This window comes from Nitrospira defluvii (assembly GCF_905220995.1).
GTDB classification, from domain to species: domain Bacteria; phylum Nitrospirota; class Nitrospiria; order Nitrospirales; family Nitrospiraceae; genus Nitrospira_A; species Nitrospira_A defluvii_C.
On record NZ_CAJNBJ010000001.1, the window covers coordinates 79,325 to 105,191 of the forward strand.

At 61.9% G+C, this 25,867-nt stretch carries 21 protein-coding genes; 16 read left to right on the forward strand and 5 right to left on the reverse strand.

Annotated features, from left to right (window positions below; all coding sequences use genetic code 11):
• Nucleotide 1: 1 nt before the first annotated feature.
• From accC to tenA, 6 genes are all read left to right on the forward strand, one after another.
• Nucleotides 2-1,420, forward strand: a complete 1,419-nt coding sequence (gene accC, locus KJA79_RS00465) for an acetyl-CoA carboxylase biotin carboxylase subunit (protein WP_213040044.1) — start codon at nt 2-4, stop codon at nt 1,418-1,420.
• A 71-nt stretch (nt 1,421-1,491) separates the two neighbouring features.
• Nucleotides 1,492-3,477 (forward strand): sodium-extruding oxaloacetate decarboxylase subunit alpha, encoded by a 1,986-nt coding sequence (oadA, locus tag KJA79_RS00470; RefSeq protein ID WP_213040045.1) that lies wholly within the window; start codon nt 1,492-1,494, stop codon nt 3,475-3,477.
• A gap of 3 nt (nt 3,478-3,480) precedes the next feature.
• The gene (locus tag KJA79_RS00475; protein ID WP_213040046.1) at nt 3,481-4,443 is read left to right on the forward strand and encodes an alpha/beta fold hydrolase; all 963 of its coding nucleotides are present in this window, start codon (nt 3,481-3,483) and stop codon (nt 4,441-4,443) included.
• A 73-nt stretch (nt 4,444-4,516) separates the two neighbouring features.
• On the forward strand, nt 4,517-5,203 hold the full coding sequence (gene tpx, locus KJA79_RS00480) for a thiol peroxidase (protein WP_213040047.1): 687 nt from the start codon (nt 4,517-4,519) through the stop codon (nt 5,201-5,203).
• Nucleotides 5,204-5,364: 161 nt separating this feature from the next.
• Nucleotides 5,365-6,768, forward strand: coding sequence for a Si-specific NAD(P)(+) transhydrogenase (gene sthA / locus KJA79_RS00485; RefSeq protein WP_213040048.1), 1,404 nt, complete (start codon nt 5,365-5,367; stop codon nt 6,766-6,768).
• A gap of 79 nt (nt 6,769-6,847) precedes the next feature.
• Nucleotides 6,848-7,516, forward strand: coding sequence for a thiaminase II (gene tenA / locus KJA79_RS00490; RefSeq protein ID WP_213040049.1), 669 nt, complete (start codon nt 6,848-6,850; stop codon nt 7,514-7,516).
• 323 nt (nt 7,517-7,839) lie between these two features.
• Here tenA and KJA79_RS00495 read toward each other — a convergent pair whose 3' ends face one another.
• On the reverse strand, nt 7,840-8,004 hold the full coding sequence (locus KJA79_RS00495) for a hypothetical protein (RefSeq protein WP_213040050.1): 165 nt from the start codon (nt 8,002-8,004) through the stop codon (nt 7,840-7,842).
• A 426-nt stretch (nt 8,005-8,430) separates the two neighbouring features.
• Between KJA79_RS00495 and KJA79_RS00500 the strand changes: the two genes are divergently transcribed.
• The 8 genes from KJA79_RS00500 (at nt 8,431) to KJA79_RS00535 (ending at nt 17,106) form a co-directional block, all read left to right on the forward strand.
• On the forward strand, nt 8,431-9,258 hold the full coding sequence (locus tag KJA79_RS00500) for a hypothetical protein (RefSeq protein ID WP_213040051.1): 828 nt from the start codon (nt 8,431-8,433) through the stop codon (nt 9,256-9,258).
• Nucleotides 9,259-9,398: 140 nt separating this feature from the next.
• Nucleotides 9,399-10,445: a HEAT repeat domain-containing protein gene (locus KJA79_RS00505; RefSeq protein ID WP_213040052.1), complete on the forward strand. Its 1,047-nt coding sequence runs from the start codon at nt 9,399-9,401 to the stop codon at nt 10,443-10,445.
• Nucleotides 10,442-10,942 carry a hypothetical protein gene (locus KJA79_RS00510; protein ID WP_213040053.1) on the forward strand — a complete coding sequence of 167 codons (501 nt, stop codon included), beginning with the start codon at nt 10,442-10,444 and terminating at the stop codon, nt 10,940-10,942. The genes KJA79_RS00505 and KJA79_RS00510 overlap by 4 nt, the downstream gene beginning before the upstream one ends.
• A gap of 76 nt (nt 10,943-11,018) precedes the next feature.
• Nucleotides 11,019-11,996, forward strand: coding sequence for a FlgO family outer membrane protein (locus tag KJA79_RS00515; RefSeq protein WP_213040054.1), 978 nt, complete (start codon nt 11,019-11,021; stop codon nt 11,994-11,996).
• A gap of 38 nt (nt 11,997-12,034) precedes the next feature.
• On the forward strand, nt 12,035-12,829 hold the full coding sequence (thiD, locus tag KJA79_RS00520; RefSeq protein ID WP_213040055.1) for a bifunctional hydroxymethylpyrimidine kinase/phosphomethylpyrimidine kinase: 795 nt from the start codon (nt 12,035-12,037) through the stop codon (nt 12,827-12,829).
• Nucleotides 12,830-12,837: 8 nt separating this feature from the next.
• A complete protein-coding gene (locus tag KJA79_RS00525; protein ID WP_213040056.1) occupies nt 12,838-14,154 on the forward strand; it encodes a hypothetical protein in 1,317 nt (438 codons plus the stop codon).
• Between the two features lie 13 nt (nt 14,155-14,167).
• Complete coding sequence (locus KJA79_RS00530) at nt 14,168-14,968, forward strand: alpha/beta hydrolase family protein (protein ID WP_213040057.1); 801 nt, start codon at nt 14,168-14,170, stop codon at nt 14,966-14,968.
• 275 nt (nt 14,969-15,243) lie between these two features.
• Nucleotides 15,244-17,106: a fibronectin type III domain-containing protein gene (locus KJA79_RS00535; protein ID WP_213040058.1), complete on the forward strand. Its 1,863-nt coding sequence runs from the start codon at nt 15,244-15,246 to the stop codon at nt 17,104-17,106.
• 224 nt (nt 17,107-17,330) lie between these two features.
• Here KJA79_RS00535 and KJA79_RS00540 read toward each other — a convergent pair whose 3' ends face one another.
• From KJA79_RS00540 to KJA79_RS00555, 4 genes are all read right to left on the reverse strand, one after another.
• The gene (locus tag KJA79_RS00540; RefSeq protein WP_213040059.1) at nt 17,331-18,131 is read right to left on the reverse strand and encodes a formylglycine-generating enzyme family protein; all 801 of its coding nucleotides are present in this window, start codon (nt 18,129-18,131) and stop codon (nt 17,331-17,333) included.
• 114 nt (nt 18,132-18,245) lie between these two features.
• A complete protein-coding gene (locus KJA79_RS00545) occupies nt 18,246-18,905 on the reverse strand; it encodes a class I SAM-dependent methyltransferase (protein ID WP_213040060.1) in 660 nt (219 codons plus the stop codon).
• A 35-nt stretch (nt 18,906-18,940) separates the two neighbouring features.
• Nucleotides 18,941-19,459 carry an MOSC domain-containing protein gene (locus KJA79_RS00550; protein ID WP_246507314.1) on the reverse strand — a complete coding sequence of 173 codons (519 nt, stop codon included), beginning with the start codon at nt 19,457-19,459 and terminating at the stop codon, nt 18,941-18,943.
• Entirely contained in the window at nt 19,437-20,372 is a 936-nt protein-coding gene (locus KJA79_RS00555; RefSeq protein ID WP_213040061.1) for a 50S ribosomal protein L11 methyltransferase, read from the reverse strand. Before KJA79_RS00555 ends, KJA79_RS00550 begins: the two co-directional genes overlap by 23 nt.
• A gap of 29 nt (nt 20,373-20,401) precedes the next feature.
• Here KJA79_RS00555 and KJA79_RS00560 point away from each other — a divergent pair, with 29 nt between their 5' ends.
• A complete protein-coding gene (locus KJA79_RS00560) occupies nt 20,402-22,285 on the forward strand; it encodes a MutS family DNA mismatch repair protein (protein WP_213040062.1) in 1,884 nt (627 codons plus the stop codon).
• Nucleotides 22,286-22,413: 128 nt separating this feature from the next.
• Nucleotides 22,414-25,812, forward strand: coding sequence for an acyl-[ACP]--phospholipid O-acyltransferase (locus KJA79_RS00565; RefSeq protein ID WP_213040063.1), 3,399 nt, complete (start codon nt 22,414-22,416; stop codon nt 25,810-25,812).
• The last annotated feature ends 55 nt before the right edge of the window (nt 25,813-25,867 follow it).

Genomic DNA, 25,867 nt, shown 5'->3' on the forward strand with positions numbered 1-25,867 from the left:
CATGTTCCGGAAGATCCTTGTTGCCAATCGTGGCGAAATCGCCATGCGCATCATCCGAGGCTGCCGCGAGCTCAATATCGCGACGGCGGCGATCTATTCCGAGGCCGACTCCTCCGGCATTTATGTCAAGAAGGCCGACGAGTCCTATCTCGTAGGCCCTGGCCCCGTCAAAGGCTTCCTGGACGGCAAACAAATTGTGGAGATTGCGAAGCGCATCGGCGCCGATGCGATCCATCCCGGCTACGGATTCCTCTCAGAAAACGCCAAATTCGCACGGCTCTGTCACACCTCCGGAATCACGTTCATCGGCCCCTCCCCCGAAACGATCGACCTCATGGGCAGCAAGGTCAAGGCTCGGCAGATCGCCCAGCAGGCAGGCCTCCCGATTGTCCCCGGCACCGAAGGGGGCGTCACGAGCGTCGAGGAAGCGTTGGACTTCACCCGCCGCATCCAGTACCCGGTTATGATCAAGGCCAGCGCCGGGGGAGGAGGTCGCGGTCTGCGGGTGGTCCGGTCCGATCAGGAACTGCGCGAGAACATGGAAGTCGCCTCACGGGAAGCCCTGGCGGCGTTCGGCGACGGCAGCATCTTCATCGAGAAATATATCGAGCGCCCCCACCATATCGAGTTCCAGATCCTGGGCGACAAACACGGCAACATCATCCACCTCGGGGAACGGGATTGCTCGATCCAGCGCCGCCATCAGAAATTGATCGAAATCGCCCCGTCGCTGGTCTTGACGCCGAAACTCCGCGCACAAATGGGCGAAGCGGCCATTGCCATCGCGAAAGCCGTAAACTATGACAACGCCGGCACCGTGGAATTCCTCCTCGACCACGAGGGGCATTTCTACTTCATGGAAATGAACCCGCGCCTGCAGGTCGAACACACCGTCACCGAGCAAATCACGGCAATCGACATCGTCCGCAATCAGATCTCGATTGCGGCGGGCAAGCCTTTGGAAATCCGGCAGAAGGACGTCACACTGCAGGGCCACGCCATTCAATGCCGTATTAACGCGGAAGATCCGCGCAACAACTTCATGCCCTGTACCGGCACGGTGACGGCCTATCTGTCACCCGGCGGCATCGGGGTTCGCATCGACGGCGCCGTGTACCGCGATTACATAATCCCCCCGTATTATGACGCGCTGCTGGCAAAGCTCACCGTGCGGGGACGGACATGGGAAGAAGCGGTCAGCCGCATGCGCCGCTCGCTCGAGGAATACGTGCTGCGCGGTGTGAAGACGACCATTCCGTTTATGAAGAATGTCATGATGGAGCAGGACTTCCAGGCTGGGCGGTTCGACACCTCGTATCTCGACACGCATCCGGACCTGTATCAATACGAAGAATCCGAGGAGCCTGAGGACCTGGTGTTGGCGATCTCTGCAGCAATCGCCGCCTACGAAGGACTCTGACCTCTCAGCCACCAGGCAGCACCACCTCAACCCTGTTACGCGAGCGATTCCGCCGCCCCGAGGCCGTCAGCATGGCAACGAAAAAGACCAAGAAAGCCGCTCCCAAGAAAAGCCCCGCGAAGAAAGCGCCGGTGAAGCCCAGCCGAAAGGCGGCCGCACGCGGCGATCGCCCGTTGCACCCGACGAATCCAGAGGTTCGCCTGGAAGCCGCGCCGGGGAAGAAAGTGTTGTTGACCGATGTCGCCTTCCGCGACGGACATCAATCCCTCCTGGCCACCAGAATGCGCACGGAGGATATGTTGCCCATCGCCCAGAAACTCGACGCCATCGGCTACTGGTCGTTGGAGGTCTGGGGCGGCGCGACCTTCGACACCTGCCTCAGGTTTCTCAAAGAAGATCCCTGGGAGCGCCTCCGTGCACTCCGCGAGGCGATGCCGAACACCAAGTTGCAGATGTTGCTGCGCGGACAGAATCTCGTGGGCTACCGGCATTACGCCGACGACGTGCTCGACAAGTTCATCGAACGGTCGGCAGCCAACGGCATCGATGTCTTTCGCATTTTCGATGCCCTCAACGACGTGCGCAATCTAGATCGGGCCATCCGCGAGGTGAAGGCCTGCGGCAAACATGTCGAGGCTACGATTTGTTATACCGTGAGCCCGGTCCATAGCATCGATCGCTTCGTGTCCATGGCCAAGCAATTGGAAGACCTGGGGACCGATACCCTCTGTATCAAGGACATGGCCGGATTGCTGGCGCCACTGGATGCCTACCATCTGATCCGTCGGCTCAAAAAAGCCGTGCGGGTACCGATCCATCTACATAGCCACTACACCTCGGGTATGGCCTCCATGTCGGCTCTGATGGCGATCATGGGCGGGCTCGATATGCTGGACACTTCGGTGTCTCCGTTGGCAGGCGGCACCTCGCACCCGCCGACCGAAACCTTGATCGCCAGTCTGCGGGACACGCCCTACGACACCGGGCTGGACCTCCGGCAATTCGAGCCGATCACGGAACATTTCCGCAACGTGCGCCGCAAATATCGACAGTTTGAAAGCGACTTCACGGGCGTAGATGCCGAAATCCTCACTTCACAGATCCCCGGGGGCATGTTGTCGAACCTGGCTGCGCAATTGGCCGAACAAAATGCCCTGGATCGCATGAAAGAGGTGCTGGATGAAGTACCACGCGTGCGGAAAGAAATGGGGTATCCCCCGCTCGTCACCCCGACCAGCCAGATCGTGGGCACGCAGGCGACGTTGAATGTCCTGACGGGTGAGCAGGGCGAGCGCTACAAAGTCATCACCACCGAGACGAAGAACTATTTTCTTGGCTTGTATGGCCGTGCGCCAGGCCCGCTCGATAAGGGCATCATGGCTCGCGCCATCGGCGATGAAGAGCCAGTAAAGGGCCGGCCGGCCGACCGGCTGGAGCCCGAATTCGAAAAACTCAAAAAAGACATGCCCCCGACGGCGACCACGCCGGAGGATCAACTCTCCTTCGCTCTGTTCCCGGCCATCGCCAGGGATTTCTTCGAAGCCCGTGAACGAGGGGATCTCCATCCCGAACCGCTCGAACCGGCCGAAGCGAAAGGTCCGGCCGTGGCGCACGATCTCCATCTCGCCCCAGCGGAATTCAACATCACCGTGCACGGCGAGAATTACCATGTCGTCGTCTCCGGATCCGGTCGCACGACCGACGGGCGCAAACCCTACTACATTCGCGTCAACGATCGTTTGCAGGAAGTGTCCCTCGAACCACTCCAGGAAGTGCTCGCCGGAGTGCCGGAATCTCCAGAGGCCGGCGGCACGTCGAAGCCGAAACGGCCCAGGCCGACCAAGCCCGGCGATGTCGCTCCCCCCATGCCCGGTCGCGTCGTGAAGATCCTCGTGACAGAGGGCGCCCAGGTCAAGACGGGCGATCCGCTCTTGATCATCGAAGCCATGAAAATGGAAAGCCAGGTCCCGGCCCCGATGGATGGACGGGTCACGGCCATCCTGGCCGCTGAAGGGGACAACGTCAAAATCGACGAAACCGTCATCCAGCTGGACTAGCCGGTGATACGCACGGCAACCCTCCTCCGCGTCACGAGGGTTTCGCCGCAGTCTGTCGCGGCCTGGGTCCTTGCGAGTCTGTTGATGAGTGGTTGCGCGGCAGCACCAGAGATTCCCCCCTTCTTCGACGCCATCCAACGAATCCCCATCCACACAGCCTCCGTTAACGGCCACCGCATCGCCTATCTGGACGAAGGCCAGGGTCCGCCGCTGATCCTCCTCCATGGATATGGCGGCTCCATGTGGCAGTGGGAATATCAGCGCCCCCTCACCGGACAATTCCGCGTCATCACGCCGGATCTCATCGGCTCCGGCCTGTCCGACAAACCGAACATTGATTACCGCCCCCAGGATCTGATCGACAGCATCAGCGGCCTCATGGACAGCCTGGGCCTGCCGACCGCAACCCTTGTCGGCAGTTCTATGGGAGCCGGCGTCGCACTCGGGTTGGCGCTGACTCACCCTGAGCGGGTCGATCGGCTAGTCCTGATCGACGGATTCCCGGACCACGTGCGAGAACGCCTCGTCAGCCCGCTCATGCGACGCGCCGTCAACACGCATGTGCCGGCCTGGCTGGCCCGCGTCGGCGCATCGCTGTTCGGAACCCGCGCCATGGAAGCCGTGCTGAAAGAAATCGTCTACGACCATGCCCTTGTGACTCCGCTGGTGATCGACCGCTCCAACCGGAACCGGCAGAGAACGGACATGATCACGCCACTCCTGGCACTCCGGGACAACCTGCCGCTCTGGGAACAGCAGTTCGCCCCGCGACTCACAGAGGTCCGACACCCCACCTTGATCCTCTGGGGCGAACAGGATCGCCTTTTTCCCCCGCAGGTCGGTCGCGATCTGCAGGCCCTCATCCCCCAGTCGCGCCTCATCCTGATCCCCAACGCCGGCCATATTCCCCAGTGGGAGCAGCCGCAAACCGTGAACCGGCTCATCACAGAATTCCTCCATCCTTGACAGAGCCGGTCACCGGCCATAGAGTGGCAGACTGAACGATCGCCATTCCTTCCCCTGTCCATGGAGACTCCCTATGCTGCCTGACAGTCCGTCGATACGACACGGTGCGCGCTTCTCCCGAATTTTGGTCACACTCTTCTGCCTTGGACTCAGTGCCTGCGGCACCTTGCCGGGTCACGACAAGAGTGAGTTTTCATACAAAGACATGCCGGTAGCCGACGGCAGCGCCGTGGCCGGCGAAGGCAACAACATCCTCTTCCAGGGCAAACCCTTGATGCTCACGGGCATGGGGGTCAAGGTGGGCGACAAGTTGCGCGACGTCAAACTGGCCCAGCCGGACTTGTCCATGATTCCCATCAACGAGACGAAGGGAAAGGGGAAGGTACGGATCATCAGCATCGTCCCGTCGCTCGACACGAAGGTCTGTGAGCAACAAACCCACTATTTGAGCGAGAAAAACATGGGCCTGGACCGCATGGTCGAGCTCATCACGATCAGCGTCGACACGCCCTTTGCGCAAAAGCGCTTTGCAGAGGAGGCGAAGATCGCGAACGTGACCTTCCTGTCAGACTATCGCGCGGCGGATTTCGGGAAGGCCCACGGCCTGCTGCTCAAAGACCTGCATCTGCTGAGCCGCGCCCTCCTGGTGGTGGACAAAGACAATAAGGTTCGCTACCTCCAGATTACCCCCGAGCTGGCGCAACTGCCGGATCTGGAAGAAGCCTTCAGGTTCGCACGCAAGTTGGTTACGGCGAGTTGAGGTTGCCGGTGGCGGTGAACCCCATCCTCAATCCGGCACACAACCGTTGAGGAAAGGCCACCGCTTCCACTTCCCGGCAGAAACGACATTCCGTCCACTGGTCACGATGTATGAGCACGGCGGCCCCGGGCGGGAAACCGCCCGGGGTAGTAGGAGCGCACATGGCCCACTATGATCTACTGGTGATCGGCACAGGCCCGGCCGGGCAGAAGGCCGCCATTCAAGCGGCCAAACTGGGCAAGAAAGTCGGCATCGTCGAGCGGAAACGGGTCGTCGGCGGCGTCTGCACCAACACCGGGACCATCCCCAGCAAGTCGCTTCGCGAAGCCGCGCTCTACCTCTCCGGATTCCATCAGCGCAGCCTGTACGGCGCCAGCTACCGCGTCAAGCAGGACATCACCATGGCGGACCTGACCTTCCGCGCCAACCACGTCATCACCCGTGAGATCGAGATCATCCAAAACCAGATGACGCGGAACAACGTCGATCTCTGCTTCGGGACGGCGTCCTTCCTCGATCCGCACCGGTTGCTCATCGAACGTCCGGATGACCGGGTAGAACATACGGCCGACTATGTTGTCATTGCTTGCGGCACCATCCCGGCCCGCCCCGCGCACATTCCGTTCGACGACCATACGATCATCGACACCGACGGCCTCCTGCTGCTGAAAGATCTGCCCAAGTCCATTACCATCATCGGCGGTGGCGTCATCGGCGCGGAATACGCGTCGATCCTCGCGACCATGGGTATCCATGTCACCCTGATCGAACGCCGCCCCCGCCTGCTGGAGTTTGTGGACCAGGAAACCATCGAGGCGTTGCAGTATCATATGCGCAGCATCGGGGTGGTGCTGCGGTTTAATGAAGAGGTCGTCTCCGTCGACCGCACGGCCGGACAACAGGTCATCGTCCGCTTGAAAAGCGGCAAGGAAATCGCCGCCTCCACCGTCCTCTACTCCGTCGGTCGCACGGGGGCCAGTGCCACGCTCAACCTGGATGCCATCGGGCTCTCCGCAGATGAACGCGGACGCCTCACCGTCAACGAGCATTATCAAACAGCTGTCCCCCACATCTATGCCGCCGGGGACATCATCGGGTTTCCCGCGCTTGCCTCGACCTCTATGCAACAGGGCCGTCATGCCGCCTGTCACGCCTTTGGTATCCCCTGCCAGACCCAATCGGATCTGATGCCCTACGGGATCTATTCGATTCCGGAGATCTCCATGATCGGCCGCAACGAAGACGACCTCACCAAGAACGGCGTCCCCTACGCCGTCGGCATCGCCCGGTACCGCGAGATCGCGCGCGGACAAATCATCGGCGACGAGATCGGCATGCTGAAACTGCTCTTCCACAACAAGACCAGGCAACTGCTCGGCGTCCATGCCATCGGCGACGGCGCCACGGAACTCATCCATATCGGCCAAACGGTCATGGCCTATCAGGGCCAGATCGACTACTTCGTGGATGCCGTATTCAATTACCCGACCCTCGCGGAATGTTATCGCGTCGCCGCCTTGGACGGGATCAATCAGCTGCCCAGGCCCTGGACTCCGAGAGTGTGACGCCACCACGTCTCTCGTGAAGCGTATCTCCTATCTTGGAGATGACCAGATGTATCTCAGGCGATGAAGGAGGACCCGGATGTCGTTTTCAACGCATCTTCGCAAATTGGCTCAACCGGTGTGGGATGCGCAACTGACCCACCCCTTTGTGCTGGCGCTCGGGAAAGGCACGCTGTCGGAGCGAAAGTTCCGCTACTACATTCTTCAGGATGCCCGCTTCCTCGCCGATCTCGCCAGGGTCTTCGCGGCGGGGTCCTTGCGCGCGCCGGATGCGGAATCGGCGTTGCGATTTGCCAAGCTGGCCGAAGAAACCATCACCGTCGAGCGCAGCCTCCACGAAAATTACGGCAAGCGCTGGAAACTCTCGCCGCAAGAGATGCTGAACGAGCCGATGTCCCCGACCAACTACGCCTACACACGTCACATGCTCGCCGTGGCCCAAAGCGGCACGGCCACGGAGATTGCCGTCGTCGCACTTCCCTGCGCATGGATCTACTGCGTCGTCGGCAAACACCTGCTCAAGAATGGCCCTCCGCCTGCGAAACACCCCTACCGTGACTGGCTGATGCTGTACGCCTCACCGGAGTTCGAGGCCGTCCAGGAATGGATGCGGGCCAGAGTCGACACCTGGGCGCGAACGGCCGGACATGAAGAAAAGAAACGCATGGAACAGGCGTTCCTGATCAGTTCCAAATATGAGTGGATGTTTTGGGAAATGGCCTGGAATGAGGAGAAGTGGCCGGTGTGAGGGGGCGGGCGAGCTGGGCACGCTGTTGCGCATAGAGTCACTGCACCGGCGCGCGCCGCCGGGAGACGACCTTGGCGTCTGAACTTGCTGCGTCCCGCAGCTTCGAACAGCAGACGCCACCTGCGAGCAGGACGGTCCGTCTCCGACAGCGCAAAGACCTCACCGGTGCAGCGAACAAGCTCACAGCCTGCCCACCTCCCCGCCGGTCGCCCGTCCACTGGAAGGGAAGAATGAGAGAACAATGAGGCGAGAAAAGTCTTTCCACCCCCCCGACACAGCGACCAGATCCGCCCCTTTACCCGCTCTGCATACGTCTGTCTCTCTTAACCCGCCTTCCGGTATTCCTGCTGCTGGTCGTAGGTCAGCGCCTCCCAATCCTGCTCCAGGGTGGAGTCCACTGACGATTCTTCGACCTCTTCGACGACCGTCGCATAGACGGCAATCACCAGAATGAGAACCGTTAAGCCGAGAAGAAAATAAACAGGCATGGTGACCTCCTGTGTTGCTGGTGGTCCTACTGTCATGCTAGTCCCGCCCGCGGCCGGCGGCCACGAGGGAAATACCTGGTTTTCCGTGGCAACATCCCTAGCCCGGATTATTCATGACGGTTCGTCGCGAAATCGCCAAGCCGCGTCGTGAGACCGGCGTGCGGAGCCGGGAGGACCCGACGCGTACTCGTGCAGTACGGTGAGGGGCGCACGGCGCGATGAAGAAAGAGCGCCACGTCTGTGCGCGCCGCCGAGTCGGTGAGGCGGCCGGACCGGAGGGGCGAGCCCGCCGGCCGCAGGCTTGTCGAAACAGCGGATCGGCGAGTGCAGCAGAAGCGTTCATGAATAATGCGGGCGAGAATCAGTTTTCATCCAAGCGCCCCCTGAGGCAGGCCCCCTGTGATCAGATGCTACACTTAGCCAAGCATGCAGACGTTTCCTCCACGCCTTCATGTCCTGATCGCACGGGAGGCACCGGTTGGATTGGTCATCCGCCGCGGGCCGTCCCGGCAGGTCTGTACAATGCTCTGGGACCGACAGGCTGATACGTTCACTCTCGGCCAGTGGTTCAACGGCCGCTTGTATGAACGACGGTGCGATCTCTCGCCGGACGGAGCGCACTTCCTCTACTTCGCCATGGACGGCAATTGGCAGGGGTTTTCGAAAGGTTCCTGGTCCGCGATTTCGCTGACGCCGCACCTGAAGGCTCTGGACTTCTATCCCAAAGGCGACTGTTGGAACGGCGGCGGACTCTTTCTCGACAACAGTCGATATTGGCTGAACGGACATGGAGACGATCGGCAGGTGCGTGGTGAATCCGGGTTGTTCCACGACGACCGCTACCGGCCAGCCGGCGGCAGGGGCGGGGAATGTCTGAGCGTCTACTACCCACGCCTCCTCCGCGACGGATGGAGACATGCTGAGCATCTATCGGCCGGAATCACCGACCAATACGACATCTTCGACAAACCGCTCGGCAACGGCTGGCTGCTGCGAAAATATGCCCATACCCAAGTCGGCAGTCCTCCCGGCAAGGGTTGTTACTGGGATGAACATGAACTGGTCCACGCGCAGGCAGACATCTGCCTGACGCAACCGGATTGGGAGTGGGCGGACCTGGACGGGACCAGACTGGTCTGGGCGACTGTCGGCAGACTCTGGACCGGAGTGCTCAACGATTCCGGTCTTGGCGAACCCCGGCAGCTGTTCGATTTCACTCCGATGACCTTTGAACGGCGTCACGCGCCCTATTAGCGAACCCTGTTCATGTTGCTGGCCTCTCCCCCTGGCCTCCGCCACAACCGCCCGCATGGCTGCCCGCCCCCTCAGATTTCACCCCGCGGTATGGTAGGCTGAGTCCGTCACGGATTCAGCGTGCCCGCGTCGACCTCAGCATGACCGACACAACGACATCGCCAACTCTGCTCACCGCTCGCGAGATCACCCTTCATCTCACGGGGCTGGTCCTGCTCCTTGGCCTGTTGGGGCTGTGGTATTGGCTCTCGACCGGAGCGCGGGTTGTGCCGACCCTCATCGAGATGCTGAAGGATGATGATCCGTCGACTCGTATTGTCGCAGCGGAACAATTGGGACAGATCGGCCCGGCGGCCAAGGCAGCCATTCCCCAATTGCTCAACCAGGCGACCCAGGACGGCAGCCAGCATGCCAATACGACCGCTTCAGCCGCGTTGAAGTGGATCGATTTAGCGGCCGCTCGTCGCGTCATGACCCACTTTGCCACGCGGCTTCAGGACAGGGACGTACAACAACGTCGGACGGCCTGCGCGGTCCTGGGCAGCCTTGGACCGGTCGCAAAACCGGCGGTGCCCGCGCTGCTTGCGGCAACCCATGATGCAGACGCACTGGTACGCCGCAACGCGCTCATCGCGTTGGCCGGTATCGGGATTCCTCCCGGCCCCATCGGCATCGCGCTCCTTGCAGGCCTGCACGATTCTTCGTCGCTCGTGCGCCAGACGGCTGTCACCCAGTTTGCGTTTACGATTCCGGTGTCGGAGGACGCGGCGGCCGCGTTGACAGCGATGTTGAACGATCCGGACAAGGGGATCGCGACGCTCGCCCGCACCGCCCTCGACAAACCGAAAGCCGGCGACGCGGCACACATCGAGTCACTGGGCATGATGCTCGGACACAGCACCGCGCGGGACTATGCCTTGCACCAATTGGCGCAACTGGGCCCGGCGGCCCGCGAGGCCCTGACACCGATCCTGCCCTTACTTGATGATGATCATCCACTCATTCGGTACTTAGCGGTGGAAACCCTGGCCGGCATGGGTCAGGGTGCAAAACCAGCACTCGTCTCGCTGAAGCAACGACGGGACTCCGATCCAATCGTCCAGGCGGCCATGACCGATGCCGTCGCCGCGCTGGAGTCCGGTATCGCGCCGAGCCCCGTGCCGGCCGCAGGAGCAACACCCCCATGAGCTCCCTTACCATGGGAAAGTCCTCCCGCCTCCGGGTCCTGACCAGACTAGGCTTCTGGTTCACCCTACTGGTCGGCTTTCTCCTCCCCTGGGCCATCATGCTGGGGGTGGACACCTGGGTCCACCAGGTTCCATTTTCCCGGGCCTGGCGATCCTTCACGTTGCATCTGTTCGCCCCCGGCTATAATCTCTTTCTCGTGGGCGTGCTGACGGCCATTCCCTTCGTGATCCTCGCGATCATGATCCTTCTGCATCTGGGAACCATCGATAGCCAGAAGGCATTGATCGCCCACCGCCGCGCGCTGGGGCTCCTGTCTGCCGAGGTCGTCATGCTCGCGATCGCAGGATGGACCCACATCAGTGTACTGATCTATCCCGATGCCCAGGGAGCTCTCGCCTATTTTTACCTGCCGGCCCTCTTGTTGCTCAGCTTGCCGGTCGGCTACGGACTCGGGCGAGCCCTGGCGAAAGCCCTGTTACCGCGAGTGACCACCTAAATCGGCACAGGCTGGACAGCATCAATGACGTGAGTATAATGTGGGCCATGCATAACGTTGAGATGAGTGGCGTTCGATGATCCGTCTGCTCTGGTGCCTGGTCCTGCTCGGCCTTTGGCACTCCCCTTCCCTGGCCGCCTCGAAATACGAAGACAGCGTGAAGGAATTGGCCGAAGGCGTGGCGGCCGAGGCGATCAAACTGAAAAAATCACGTCTCGCGCTCCTGGATTTCGTCGATGGCTCAGGGGAGGTGACGCCCATCGGCCAGTTTCTCGCGGAGGAACTAGCGACCCATTTGCTGGTGGCCGGGGAACTGAAGGTCGTCGATCGCAAGCTCCTGCTCGCCACCATGGAAAAACACCACCTGACCCACCTCGATACCTCGCAGGCGAAGGCAGCGAAAAAAGTGGCCAAGGCACTCCGCGCCGATCTGTACGTGACCGGCTCGTACCTCGAACTTCCCGAGGGTGTGCAGGTCACCGCCAAGCTGATTGGTCCCTACACGGTATATCCCGTCGGGGCTTCCCGGACGATCGTGCCGAAATCCGGTCCGTTGGCGACCTTGCTGAAACCGGCCAATGCTCCAAAGCCCCAGCCGACGGTTGCAGCACCGGCATCCACAACCCCGGTGTTGATCACCCAAGAAAACGACGTGTATACAGTCACCGTCCTGGGAGTATCCCGGCAAGACGACCGCATTGAGGTGGATCTGATGTTCGTGAACCGCACGACACATCCGGCGAAGCTCGGCTGCCAGCTGCTCGACACGTATCTCGTGAACGAGCGGGGCGAACAGTGGAAACAGGACGTCGCCCAGAATCGCGAAGGCCTCTGCACCCGCGGGCTGGAACTCACGCCCAGACGGCAGCAGCGTGCGAATCTGTCCTTTCTCGTGGGCGGCCAATCCCCCAAAGGCCCCGTGACGCTGCATTATCACGAAACCTCACCGCGACCGGATCGAATCATCACGCTGGACGGGCTGCACGTCGACAGACCTGCATCCGCTGACAGTGGCGGGGCCGCAAAGGCGGACCCGGCCGCCCCCACACCCTAGACAATAATTTCCGGACCTTTTTCACAGGAAACCTCGTCATGATCAAACAAGTCTTATCCATAGCAGGCTCGGACTCCGGCGGTGGCGCGGGTATTCAGGCAGATCTGAAAGCCATGTCGGCCAACGGGGTCTATGCCATGTCGGTGATCACCGCCATCACGGCCCAGAACACGGAGGAAGTCACCGACGTGTTCGAACTGCCCACCTCCATCATCGCCGCGCAACTCGATGCCATTTTCGACGATTTCGACGTGGCGGCCGTCAAGACCGGCATGTTGTCCTCGGCGGAGATCATCCAGACCGTCGTGAAGCTCCTCAAGCCCCAACAGGTCACGCACCTGGTCGTGGACCCGGTCATGATCGCCAAGGGTGGCCAGCCCCTGCTGAAACCGGACGCCATCGATACCATCAAGAAGAACCTCTTCCCTCTCGCGTTACTGGTGACGCCAAACGTCCATGAGGCGCAACAGCTCTCGGGCATCAAGATCACCTCGCTGGCCGATGCCCGGCGCGCCGCCAAGATCATTCACCAATTCGGCTGTGCCAATGTCCTCATCAAGGGCGGCCACCTGACGAAGGAGCGTGGAACCGACCTCCTCTATGACGGGCGTTTTTTTCATATCTACAAGGGGGAATTCATCGACACCCCCCATACCCACGGCACCGGATGCACCTTGGCCTCGGCAATCGCGGCGCATTTGGCCAGGGGGAAAACCGTGCCTGACGCGGTCCAAACCGCCAAGACCTATCTCACCGAAGCCATCAGGCACAGCCTGGCGATCGGGCATGGCAAGGGCCCGACCAATCACTTCTATTTCTTAAACCAGGGGTAGCACAGGCTATGAGTCGCGGGCTTGGATCACCACTGTCGTTTTTGCTGGCCGGATGGGGCTGGCTCCTCCTTACCTCTCTCCTGGGACTCGCCACGTTCTGGGGCATCGTCCGCGGCGCTCCGCTTCCGCCGGGCCTTCGTGTACTCCATGTCCACGGGATCATCATCGGCGGGCTCCTCCAGCTGATGACGGGATTCGCCCTCACGGCGAGCCACCTCGCCGCACGGGAGGGCAGCCGTTCAAAGCACCGCCTGCTCTTTTTCGGCATCAATCTCGCCGCCCTCGGTTTCACCGTGGGCGCGGGGCTGCGGGAGCCCAACCTGACAATCCTGGCGGGCCTGCTGCTGGCCGCGACCTGCGTTCCGATGGCACGCCATTTCCTTCATGGGCTACGGACCGGTTCAAGTTGGACGCCGCTGTCACCCTTCTTTTTTGGACTCTCGCTTCTCGGGCTCTTCGGCAGCTTGGTCCTCGGGGAACTCCTTGCCGGATCCTGGTATCCAACCTGGCATGGCATTATCCGGCTCGGCCATCTGCATGCCGGCCTTTTGCTCTTCCTCACCCTGGCCGGCGTCGGCACCATTCAACTCACCCTGCCGCTCCTGCTGAATCGTACCTTACACAGCCAGGCATTGGGCCAAGCAGTGCTCCTCTTGCTGCCGGCTTGTGCCGCGGGACTCCTGACGGGGTTTCTCTTGTCGTCGATTCATATCCAGCTCGTCGCGGGAGGCGGTCTGCTGGTGACTCTGGCGCTGTGCTGCCTCAATCTGCTCCGCACCTGGAGTCAGGCCGGCCAGCCCGGCTCAGCCGCCACCGATCACCTCCTCACGGCGCTCTGCTTTCTGCTCATTATGACCTGTATCGGTATGGCCCTCGGCATCAACATCCTATGGACACCACCGGCTCTGCCCTACGGCACGCTGCATCTGGTGGCCTACACCCATACCGCGTTTCTCGGATTTTTCCTCCAGGCGGTCGTCGGTGGACTCTCCTCCGCGCTCCCCCCGCTGCTTGCCGCGCAGCGAGTGTCTCATCAGAAAAAGCGGGGAGCCTACCGGGACGTCGTGGGGCAGGTCATCAATCGCTGGCGGGCAGTTCAGGTGGCGACCGTCAGTTTTGGAGCCTTGGGATTGGTTCTGGTCGCCTCACTGACATGGAACCTGCCGCTTTCCTCTCCCTGGATTCAGGCAAGCACGTGGGGGAGCCTGGGCTTGCTCCTGCTTCACCTCACCATGGTGACGGTTACCATCACCCAGGCACTCAACACAGAGCCGGGTCACGAACGGGCGAGCACGAACGACTCAACACATTCCGGCACACGATAACGGCCCTCATCCCATGGAAGAATCCGTCACGCTCCAGGACAAGGCAGGCGCTCGCATCTCCGCCGTACTGGCCGCCCCAAGGTCGGCTACCAACTCTGCTGCAGTGCTCTGTCACGGATTCCTGTCGCACAAGAACAGCAGCAGCAATCAGGCCCTGGCCACACTCCTGATGGAGCGGGGCATCGCCACATGCCGATTCGATTGCTACGGGCACGGGGAGAGCGACGGCCCCTTTGCCGCCCTCACGACCACGATCGGAGTCGCCCAGACGATGCATGTCTTGCAGTATCTGGTGTCCCGAGGGTACCAGCGGCTGGCGCTGATCGGCTCCAGTTTCGGCGGACTGCTCTCGATCCTCGCCGCCGCCGAGTGGACGCGGGCGCACGAGGCACAACCGGTAACCGTTCCGCCTCTGGCCTGTCTCGCGCTGAAATGTCCCGTAGTCGACTTTGGTGAAGAACTTCGTCTTGAGCTCGGTGCGCAAGGACTACAAGAATGGAAACGAACGGATAGCATTCCCGATCTTCATGGCGGTCCCACCCGTGTTCCCCTGAACTACGCGTTCTACGAGGATTGCCTCCAACAGATTGCCTACGAGCCGGCACGCAGGATCACAGCCCCCACGCTGATCGTGCAGGGCGATGAGGACGAGTATGTCCCCTTGCATCAGAGCCAACGACTCTTTGATGCCTTGCCCGGCCCCAAACATCTGGAAATCCTTCCCGGCGCCGATCACCGATTCACGAAACCTTCCGACTTCCAGCGGATGTTGACCCTGCTCACGGACTGGACTGCTCGTCACACCACAATCTAGCGCGGTCCAGCCAACCACATTCTTCGCGCATCCGGAACGGCCGGCGTCTCACCGAGTTGTCTTACCGCTCTCCTGGTTGCGCACAATCAGATCCACCGAAGGTTTTCCCCTGCAGCGCATGCTCCAACTTGCACACGCTCCCAAAAATTGAACAGCGCACCTCTTTCAACTCGGTGTAAATCGGCTCGTGTCGAGGCTTTCTGCCGATTCATACCCCTTCGTGGCTGGCATGCCGGTTGCTCCATAGGCGGAGTGATTTTCCCGGAGGTACCATCATGATGACGCCAAGGAGTGTGTTGATATTCAGTGCTGCCGGTTGTTTATGTTCCACCCTGTGCACAACAGCCTTGGTCTCAACCGCCGCTGCCGCAGACACCTCGGCCACGTTGAGCTTGCTGCAACAACCGTCCCTTGACGCGGCCATCACCAAAGCCCAAGGCAGCGGAACGGCCCCTATATTGCCAAGCCCCGCGGCACTGGTCTTAACGGCCCCAAAAGGCAAAACCGCCGTCGGCAGCCTCACACTCAAAAAATCGACCTCAGATCGGCACACCTACTATCTCAGCACCAACCAGTCGTGGGTGTGGATGAATCCGCCCTATGGCAGTACCCAAACCATCACCTCCGAAACCGATCAGCTGGTCATCACGGCGCAAACCGCCAATCTCGCCGTCGGCACCCACTCGGCGACGGTGTATGTCGTGGATTCCGGACCGAACAACTTCACCAATATGCTCCGGATCCCGGTGTCGCTGACCGTGACAGCCGAACCAGTCGCGCCAACGCCGCCGCCCCCGGCACCTCCCGCTGCGGTCCCCACACCCAAGCCGGTGGTCCTCACACCGCCCCCGCCTCCGACGCCCGTCGTGGTTCCTCCGCCACCCGCGCCGGTCGCCGTGCCGCCTCCGCCGGCCCCCGCGCCGCCCGCTCCGACCGTCGTGCCGACATCCGGGATTGTGACGAGCCCATTGGCATTGACGCTGACGGCCGCCAAGGGGCAAACCGCCGTCGGCACCCTGGCATTGCGAAAAGGGGGAACGGATCAGCACAGCTATTCCCTCAGCACCAACCAGTCGTGGGTCTGGATGAACCCCCCGTACGGCAGCACCCAAACCATCACGACTGAGACAGACCAACTGGTGATCACTGCTCAGACCAGCAGCCTCGCGGCCGGGACCTATTCCGCCGTGGTCTACATCGTGGAGTCAGGGCCCAACAATTTCAGCAACATGCTCCGTATCCCGGTCACCCTGACGGTCACGGCTACCCCGGTGACGACACCCCCGCCGACTCCTCCGGCTCCTCCGGCCGCAGTCACACCGACGCCCAAGCCGGTGGCAGTCACGCCGCCCCCGCCTCCGACGCCCGTCGTGGTTCCTCCGCCACCCGCGCCGGTCGCTGTGCCGCCTCCGCCGGCCCCCGCGCCGCCCGCCCCGACACCGGTCGCCACCGGACCCATCCAGGCGACACCGGCTGCCCTGAGCCTGAGCAGCACGAATGCGGTCGGAACCTTAGCCTTACGGAAAGCCGGGACCGACCAACACGTCTACTCGCTCAGCGCAAGCCAATCGTGGGTGTGGATGAATCCGCCCTACGGCAGCACACAGACCATCACCTCTGAAACCGATCAGATTGTGATCACCGCCCAACCGTCGGGCCTCGCCGCCGGAACCTATTCGGCGGTGGTGTACATCGTGGAATCAGGGCCCAACAACTTCTCCAATACGCTCCGTATTCCCATCACCTTCACGGTGACGGGGGGGCAAACCGCATCGGCCACGCCCAGCACACCCACGCAACCGGCCGTCTCAACACCCCCACCCCCACCGCCGACACCGGTCCCGACTCCGGTACAGACGACCCCCTCGGCCTCAGCCTCGACATCAAGTCCCAAGACTGCGAGTGCCACGGTCAGTTGGAATGCCAACACCGAGTCGGATTTGGCCGGCTACCGAGTCTATGTCGGAACAAAGTCAGGAAGTTACGGCTTCGTGGGGCCGTTCGAAGTTACCAATCGCACCAGCTTCACGATTGCGAATCTGCCGACCGGCACGACCTACTTCTTTGCCGTATCGGCATTCGACAAGTCCGGAAATGAGAGCGCGAAATCTGCGGAAGTGAGTAAGAGTCTGTTCTAGCCAGGACTGTTCATGAATACCTGCTCCGGCGTCCGATCCTCTCGTCCGGCGAGGCTGTTCTCATTCGACCTCCTCGACGGACTGCAAGTACGCCTGCGTCGGCCTTACATGCGAGCAGCCTCGGCGGCCTTCTGTCTCGAACGCCTCGCGACGGCATTCATGAACAATCCAGGCTGGCCTGGCGAGACCCCGTGAGCCGGAGGGCAGGAGCGCCCGGCTCACGGTCATGGGGCAGGGCCGACCGTCCTGGCACATCGAAATCCCGTGTAGCTGTTGCGAGTCTCCGGCGGCAACCGAAGACGCCCGTACGTCAGCAGATATTTGGGAAGGTCCGACCAGGACCCTCCTCGCACCACGCGAAATGACCCGGAGGCGGGCCCCGACGGATTCTTCGGGGGGCTGACCTCGTAGTAGTTCGTTCCATACCAATCGGCCACCCACTCCCCGGCATTCCCTGCCATCTGATACAGCCCGTAGGGGCTTCGCCCCTGATCGTAGCTGTGAACCGGCGTCAGCACCTGACGATAGCTAAATCTGGCACCCAGGCCGAAGTTGGCCCATTCCTGCCGAGGCGCCTGATTACCCCAGGGGTAGGCCCGCGCATCGGTGCCCCGTGCGGCTTTTTCCCATTCGGCCTCCGTCGGCAGGCGCTTCCCCCGCCAACGGCAATAGGCCTCCGCATCAAACCAGCTTACTCCGATGACCGGACGATCGTGATGTTGGGATAAATCCACCGCATCCCATTGCCATGGGGCCATCCGCTGTTCGTGGGCGAGGAAATCGGCGTATTGCGCCGTCGTCACCTCATGGAGATCGATGTCGAACCGATCGATCCAGACAGGGTGCTGCGGCTTCTCGTCCTCAAGCGCATCTGGTCCCGCAGCGCCCATGAGAAATTCGCCCTCTGGAATCACTATCGAGGGAGTATCAGCGACAGGCGATGGAAGGGTTCCCTGAGCCTTCCGCAAACGATCCAACTGCGCATGAACGGAATCGCTGCCGGACAGACCAGTGCACAGCGCCATCAGGCCGACCATAGCTATGAAGAGCGCATGGCGAGCCCGCCTACATGCACGTCCGGCGGGGGAGAAGAGGGCGTCACACAAACCAGACATCGTGAGCAGAACTAGGCACCTTCGTCAGAGTATGGTGCCCCCGACGACCCAGTGTCGGTCGTCAGGAACATCGATGAGTAGCCGGGAGAGATTCATTTCCGCCAACTGCGCCGCGACCTCATCCTCGGTAAACGCTGCCAGCAAGGAATGATAGAAGTCCCGCTTGAGAATGGGATCTTCCTTGGGCGCATACTGCTCCACCAACGCCTGGGCCGTTTCCGGCGAGTCTGGCCGCAGTAAATCCATCACCAGGATGCAGGCGCCGGGCTTCGCCAACTGTTTGAGGCGGAACCAGAACTGCAACGGATTCGGGACATGGTGCAGAAGGCTATTTGACAGGAGGACATCGGCCTGCTCCGACAACACCAACGATTGAAAGCGTTCGCACCGAAGCGTGATGTGATTCGCCAACCCGGCTCCGGCAATCGCCTCAGCCGCCAGATCAAGCATGGGACGACTGGCATCCACCGCCGTGACCCGCGCCTCGGGGTAGGCGCGAAGGAAGCGGATGGGAATATCGCCGGGCCCGCAGCCCAGATCCACCACATGGCCCGAGTGCCAATCAGGGAAATAGCCGCGAAAACGATCGACGAACCCCTGATTCTCCTCGGCAAAATCCGCCCGCGCGTAGGCACGGGCCTGCGCAACATCTTCCATCAGCTCCGGTTCCAACGTCCGCTTCATGTCATACTCCATGCCGACCGGATTATCCTGGCCGTTCACTCTCCATCCAGCCACTCCACAAGGACCGCGTCCCCCTGACTGACCGTCCCCTCGCGCAGCACTCGCGCATACAGTCGACTCCACCCCGGATACAGATCCTGGGCAATCCGCCTATAGTCTCCATCCTTGAACCACTGTCCGTTGAGTCGGCAGGGAGTCGTATAACTCATGACCTCCACTTGCACCGTTCCACCGATCGTGAGTCGGGCTCCCGGTTTCACCTGCGACCACTCGAGTCCCGCTACGGTCAAGTTCTCTCCGGAAGAACCGGGCCCGATCGAATGGCCTTCTTCCCGTAAGGCCTCTATCACCTCCAGAGAATAGAGACAGACCGCCCGATCAGCCCCGCCGTGATACTTCCGGTTCCGTTGACGGTCACCGGCTAATCCATGAACGGTAACCAGCGCCGTAGTGACGGCCAACTTTGGCACACCGCCATCGGACAGGCTCACCTGATGGATGTGCGGAAGAGATGCGCGCGTCACCATGATGTCAGGAGCACAGTCCCCCCTCACACGATTCCATCCCTGTCGCCTCCAACGCGAGCCACCCCTCACGTTCCCGCACCGCCTTCACATAGACCCCGCGCGCGGCATACGCGGCTTCAATCTCGGCCCGCTGCTCGACCAGCAGGCCCGACAGCAACAATCGCGCGCCGCCGGAGGCATACTGACACAAGGTGTCCGCAGCCAGCAGCAACGTCTGCCGATCCAAATTCGCCAGCACCAGAGTAGGCTCGAACCGGTCCTGTTCCGGCCCTGCCTGTGCATCACGCACAATGAGCGTCAATCGCCCATCGAATCCGTTCGTCTCTGCATAGTCGCGGGCGCAGTCGATGGCTACCGGGTCAAAATCTTCCCCCACCGCCGTTACAGCCCCAAGCCGCAATGCCACCATCGCCAGCACGCCACTGCCGGTTCCCACATCCAACACCCGGTCGGTCGGCGTCACACATTGCTGGAGCCACTCGATCAAGAGGTGCGTCGTCGCGTGATGGCCCGTTCCGAACGCCTGCTTGGGATCGATGACCAGCTCGATGTCATGATCGTGCAGCGGGACCTCCTTCCAGCTCGGCCTGATGATCACCCGCCCGATCCTGATCGGTTCCACCAAACGCGACCACTGGGCATTCCAATCCTCATTCGGCAGCCGATTAATGGTGATGGCACGCTCCGGGTCCGCATGCCCAAGTTGCGCCAACGCCAGCTTGAGCCCCTGCCACGTATCCGGCCCGCAGCGATGCCCCGGCCAGTAGAGATGCACCTGTTCGTCTTCCTGCCAGGCACCGGTGACGGCAGGATCGTTTAACAGCCCCAGGAGTTCACCGGCATCGATCGAGGTCCGTACATCGACTTGCACCCAGTCCTGCGTGTGGCCCGAAGCGGCGTGGTCCGTCGAAACATGATCTGTCTTGGAGGTTGACGCCATCTCAGACTCCCAGTATCGTCTGCATTATTGTGCAGCCGGTTTCAGCCTCACACACACGATCCTGCCCCACCCGCGAAGCAAGCCTGCTGCGCGGGCTCCGTCGCGTCGCGCGGCTGGAGGCCAAGGGTCGACGCATCAGCGCGCGATTCACCACCGGACGCCTGGCCATTTTCGCCTTTGGGCTGTTCGGCTCGATCATACCGCATAAAATGGGATGGACGACCTCCGGCAACATGGCGCTGGCGTTCAGCGTCGCCCTGTTCCTGACGGTGGCCTGGTATCATAACAGGCTCGAAGACCGCTTGCATCGACTCCACCGCTGGCAGGGGATCAAACAGGTCCATCTCGCCCGGTTGCACCTGACCTGGTCAGAGATTCCGCTTCGTCCCATCACGGTACCGGAACGGCATGGATATGCCAGGGACCTCGACCTCGCAGGCCCGCATTCTCTCCTCCATCTGATCGACAACACGATTTCATCACAAGGCCGACAGCGCCTCGCATCATGGCTTCTGGACCAACCGCCTCCCACCGCGCCATGGCGGAGCCGCCAAACCCTCATCCGCGAACTGACCCCCCTGACGCTTCTCCGCGACCGGTTGACCCTGGAGGCGCAAGCCGTGGAGGACGCGGATATCGACGGCCGCCGGCTCCTGGCCGTGCTACAGAAGCGGGTCGACGACTCCGGGCTTATCCCCATGTTACTGACCGAGACCGCACTGACCCTCACGACGGGCGTGCTGCTGTTCGCGGACCTGCTGTACGGACTCGGCAACTATTGGATGCTGTCGTTCGGACTGTACGCATTTCTCTTCCTCTCGGTGCGTAGCCGGTCGGAGGAAATTTTCGACCATGCCCAATCACTGCATCTTCAATTAGAGCGGCTCAGCGCGGTGCTCGGCTATCTGGAGCGGCGATCCTACCGGCTCACCCCCCACCTGGCACAGCTTTGCCGGCCGATCCTGGAGCAGCAGAGCCGTCCATCGCGCTCGCTGAAGCAGGCGGCCTCCGTCATGAACCGCCTCAGCGTGCGAGCCCACCCGCTCGTGCATTACCTCATCAATGCCTTCGGTCCCTGGGACCTCTACCACACCTATCGGCTCCAGCAACTGCAGGACCGGATCGCCACCATTGCCCCCGGTTGGTTCGAATTGCTGGCCGAATTGGATGCGGCATCCTCCCTCGCCACCTTCGCCCATCTCCATCCGGAATATCTCTGGCCGACCTTGCTCGAACCGGGCGCGGATGGACGACGAGGCGGTGACGTGCCGATGCTCGCTGCCGAGGGCCTGGCGCACCCACTGATTCCATCGACCCTGCGTGTCGCCAATGACATCCGCTTCACAGGCCGGGGCTGTATCTTTCTGGTGACCGGCTCCAACATGTCCGGGAAGAGCACGTTTCTCCGCACCATCGGCATCAACACCTGCCTGGCACAGGCGGGAGGCCCGGTGTGCGCCACATCGTTCAGGTGGTTGCCGGTCCGCATCGGCAGCTGCATCCGCGTGGATGACTCGCTCGACGGCGGCCTCTCGTTTTTTTATGCCGAGGTCAAACGCCTGAAGATGATTCTGGACGACACGCGGAACGAACAGGCTCCCCCGGTGCTCTGGTTGATCGATGAGGTCTTCAAAGGCACCAATAACCGGGAGCGGCTGATCGGCGGGCGCGCCCTCATCACGGCACTCGCAGGGGGAAACGGCTTCGGCCTGGTGACGACACACGACCTGGAACTGTCAGAATTGGAGCGACAACTCCCCACCGTCACCAATGTGCACTTTCAGGAAACGGTCGCCCAGGGTACCTTGCAGTTTGACTATCGGCTCAAACCAGGTCCCTGCCCGACGACGAACGCCCTCCGCATCATGGCCCTCGAAGGATTGCCGGTGGACGCCCCTGATCCGTCTTTATGATCAGGAATTGCATCATTCCGGCCGTTTCGGCAGACTGAAGCGCACAGGCAACGCCACCATTCACCAGCTAGATACGGGAGGCCCCTATCGACCCGCAGCCGGATCCCTCACAACGAACTACACACCCGTTGCGCGGGCTGCTCTTCGCGCAGTTCTGCGGGGCCTTTAACGACAACGCCTGGAAATTCATGGTGGCCCTCCTGGGAATCCGGTCGGTCACGGCAGCCCTCACGCCAGGGCAGGACCTTGAAACGGCATCACAGACCCAAACCACCCTTGCGATGGTGGTCTTCACCCTCCCGCTGGTCCTGACCTCCTTCGTGGCCGGATGGTTTGCTGATCGGCTCAGCAAGCGCACCGTCATCATCACGATGAAAGCCGTGGAAGTGTTGCTCATGGCCGGCGCCACCCTTGCCCTCTTCTCTCATCCCACCGGCGGCTACTGGGCGCTCGTGGTGCTCGCTTGCATGGGAGTCCATAGTGCGATCTTCAGCCCCGCCAAGTACGGCATTCTTCCCGAATTGCTCCCGCACGAACAGCTCGCCCGCGGCAATAGCCTGCTGGAGCTCTTCACCTTCCTGGCGATTTTGACGGGCACCACGGCGGGAGGGTTTCTGCTGGCGGGTGCCGGCAACCAGGCCTGGCTTGCGCCCCTCGCCTTGACCCTGCTCGCCCTGGCCGGTTTCGTGGCGGCATGGACTGTTCCGCCGGTTCCCGCAGCGCGTGCCACAGGCGGCCTGTTCGACACCCTGCGTGGTGCCTTCTCTGCGCTGCAGGCGGATCGGCTCTTACGCTTGGCCATTATCGGCGCGGTGTTTTTCTGGACCATTGCCAGCCTGGTCGTCCAAAACGTGTTGGTCTACGCCAAAGCGGTGTTGGGCCTGTCGGATGCCCTGGCGACCGTTCCCTCGGCGTTGATCTCCGTGGGTATCGGGCTGGGCGCTCTCCTGGTCAGTCGACTCTCCCGCTCCCGCGTGGAATACGGTCTGGTTCCGCTGGGCGCAGCCGGCGTCGCGACCTTCCTGTTGGTGCTTGGGTGGGCCACTCCGGCATTCAGCGGCACCCTCCTGTTGATGATGGCCTTGGGCATCTCGAGTGCATTGATCTTCATCCCCATCAACGCGCTGGTGCAATGGCGCGCACCGCACGACCGGCGAGGGTCGGTCATCGCCCTGGAAAATATTTGTGTCTTCACCGGCATTCTCCTGGGCTCGCTGAGCGGCGGCATCCTTGCCAACGCAGGCCTCTCGACCGTCGGCATTTTCCTGGCGACCGCGCTCGGCACCACAATCGGAACGGCCTGGGCCATGTGGCTCATGCCCGACACCTTCTTGCGTCTGATCCTCGTCCTGTTGACGCACACCCTCTACCGACTCCGCATTGTCGGGCCGTCGCATGTACCCGTCACCGGCGGCGCCTTACTCGTGCCTAACCACATTTCTTTTATCGACGGCTTTCTGCTGATCGCCAGCCTGGATCGCCCCATTCGCTTCGTCGTCGACGCTCAATACGTCAACCACCCGCTCTTCAAGCCCTTCATGAAGGCCTTGCAGGTGATTCCGATCGCGTCCGACGGCGGTCCTCGGGTCATCCTGCGCGCCCTGCGGGACGCGGGCCAGGCGCTCGATGCCGGCGATCTCGTCTGCATTTTTCCGGAAGGCCAGATCACCCGCACCGGAAATCTCTTGCCGTTCCGCCGCGGTTTCGAGCGCATTGTGAAGGGGCGTGACGTGCCCGTCGTGCCGGTACACCTGGATCGGGTGTGGGGCAGCATTTTTAGTTTTGTCGGGGGGCGCTTTGTGACCAAATGGCCGGAGCGCCTGCCCTATCCGGTCACCGTATCGTTTGGCACCCCGGTCGGCGCCGACACACCCGCGCACGAACTCCGCCGGCTGGTGCGTGAGCTCGGCGAGACGGCCTGGCACCTGAGGAAACCCACCAGGCGCCCCCTACACGCTGCCTTTGTGCACGCGATGCGCCGGCATCCCTTCCGGCTGGCCATGGCCGATATGAACAAGCCGCACGTGTCCTCGCTCCAAGCCCTGATCGGTGCCATCGCCCTCGCACGTGCACTCCGCGTTCACTGGACGGATCAACCCTATGTGGGGTTGTTGCTGCCGCCGACCGTCGCAGGCGCGCTCACCACCGTTGCCGCCTCGCTGGCCGGCCGGACCTGCGTCAACCTCAACTACACGGTGGGCAAGGCGGGACTGGAATCCGCCGTTCGGCAAGCCCGGCTGCGCACGATCGTCACGAGCCGCATATTTATCGAGAAAGCCAAAATCGACCTGCCTGAGGGGCCGACCATCATCTGGCTGGAAGACATCGGCGCCACCATCGGCCCGCGGCAGAAAGCCCTCGCCGCACTCCTCGCGCTGCTGGCCCCGCTCAGGCTGATCGAATCGGCCTGCGGTCAGACCAAGCCGGTCTCGATGGACGATCTCGCCACGATCATCTTCAGCAGCGGCAGCACCGGAGAACCGAAAGGCGTCATGCTGACTCATTTCAGCATCGATGCCAACGTCCAGGCAGTCTCACAGGTGCTTCCGTTGGATCGGCACGACCGCATCCTTGGCGTCCTCCCGCTGTTTCATTCGTTCGGCTATCTGGTGTTCTGGTATGTCACGCTCAATGGAGCGGCCACCGTCTTCCATCCCTCTCCGCTCGATGTGACGGCCATCGGCGAGCTCTGCGCCAAACACCGTCTGACGTTTCTCGTGTGCACGCCGACGTTTCTGCAGCTCTATCAGCGTCGCTGCACCCCTGAGCAGTTCAGCACATTACGGGTCGTCCTCACCGGGGCTGAAAAACTCCCCCTGCGCCTCTGCCAATCCTTCCTGGACCGGTTCGGCATCGGGCCGATTGAGGGGTATGGCGTGACCGAATGTGCTCCCGTGATCGCGGTCAATTGCCCGGACTTCCGCGCGGCCGGGTTTTTCCAGCCGGCCTCCCGGCGCGGGACGGTCGGGCAACCGCTTCCCGGTGTATCCGTTCGCATCGTCGATCCCGACAGCTTTGCCCTGCTCCCACCCGGCACAGCCGGCATGTTGCTCGTGAAGGGACCGAATGTGATGAACGGCTACCTCGGCCGGGAAGACTTGACCGCCCAGGCGATCCGCGACGGATGGTATATTACCGGTGACATCGCCACGCTCGACGACGATGGATTCCTGACCATCACGGATCGGTTGTCGCGGTTTTCCAAGATCGGCGGTGAAATGGTCCCGCATCGACGTGTGGAGGAGGCCCTCCAGTTGGCGTCAGGAGAGGAGATGCAAGTCTGTGCCGTCACCGGCGTTCCGGATGAGCGGAAGGGTGAACAGTTGGCCGTCCTGCACACACTCCCGGAAGAAAGGATTCCGCAGATCCTGGCGAAGGCTGCCGCTGCCGGCCTTCCGAACCTCTTTCTCCCCTCGCATACCCATTGCCTCAAAGTCGAGTCACTTCCGATCCTGGGAACCGGCAAGCTGGATCTTCGGGCGCTGAAACGGATCGCGATGGAACGGCTGGGGAAGCGTGAACCATGAAACGTTCTTCGTGACACGTCCGGTGCGACAGACGGACACTGGACTGCCGCCAACG

Coding starts and splice junctions, on each gene's coding strand:
- KJA79_RS00535 (WP_213040058.1), top strand. CDS start 15,244: ATGATGACGCCAAGGAGTGTGTTGATATTCAGTGCTGCCGGTTGTTTA.
- accC (WP_213040044.1), top strand. CDS start 2: ATGTTCCGGAAGATCCTTGTTGCCAATCGTGGCGAAATCGCCATGCGC.
- thiD (WP_213040055.1), top strand. CDS start 12,035: ATGATCAAACAAGTCTTATCCATAGCAGGCTCGGACTCCGGCGGTGGC.
- KJA79_RS00515 (WP_213040054.1), top strand. CDS start 11,019: ATGATCCGTCTGCTCTGGTGCCTGGTCCTGCTCGGCCTTTGGCACTCC.
- tenA (WP_213040049.1), top strand. CDS start 6,848: ATGTCGTTTTCAACGCATCTTCGCAAATTGGCTCAACCGGTGTGGGAT.
- KJA79_RS00545 (WP_213040060.1), bottom strand. CDS start 18,905: ATGAAGCGGACGTTGGAACCGGAGCTGATGGAAGATGTTGCGCAGGCC.
- KJA79_RS00495 (WP_213040050.1), bottom strand. CDS start 8,004: ATGCCTGTTTATTTTCTTCTCGGCTTAACGGTTCTCATTCTGGTGATT.
- KJA79_RS00530 (WP_213040057.1), top strand. CDS start 14,168: ATGGAAGAATCCGTCACGCTCCAGGACAAGGCAGGCGCTCGCATCTCC.
- oadA (WP_213040045.1), top strand. CDS start 1,492: ATGGCAACGAAAAAGACCAAGAAAGCCGCTCCCAAGAAAAGCCCCGCG.
- KJA79_RS00500 (WP_213040051.1), top strand. CDS start 8,431: ATGCAGACGTTTCCTCCACGCCTTCATGTCCTGATCGCACGGGAGGCA.
- KJA79_RS00540 (WP_213040059.1), bottom strand. CDS start 18,131: ATGGCGCTGTGCACTGGTCTGTCCGGCAGCGATTCCGTTCATGCGCAG.
- KJA79_RS00555 (WP_213040061.1), bottom strand. CDS start 20,372: ATGGCGTCAACCTCCAAGACAGATCATGTTTCGACGGACCACGCCGCT.
- sthA (WP_213040048.1), top strand. CDS start 5,365: ATGGCCCACTATGATCTACTGGTGATCGGCACAGGCCCGGCCGGGCAG.
- KJA79_RS00525 (WP_213040056.1), top strand. CDS start 12,838: ATGAGTCGCGGGCTTGGATCACCACTGTCGTTTTTGCTGGCCGGATGG.
- KJA79_RS00510 (WP_213040053.1), top strand. CDS start 10,442: ATGAGCTCCCTTACCATGGGAAAGTCCTCCCGCCTCCGGGTCCTGACC.
- tpx (WP_213040047.1), top strand. CDS start 4,517: ATGCTGCCTGACAGTCCGTCGATACGACACGGTGCGCGCTTCTCCCGA.
- KJA79_RS00505 (WP_213040052.1), top strand. CDS start 9,399: ATGACCGACACAACGACATCGCCAACTCTGCTCACCGCTCGCGAGATC.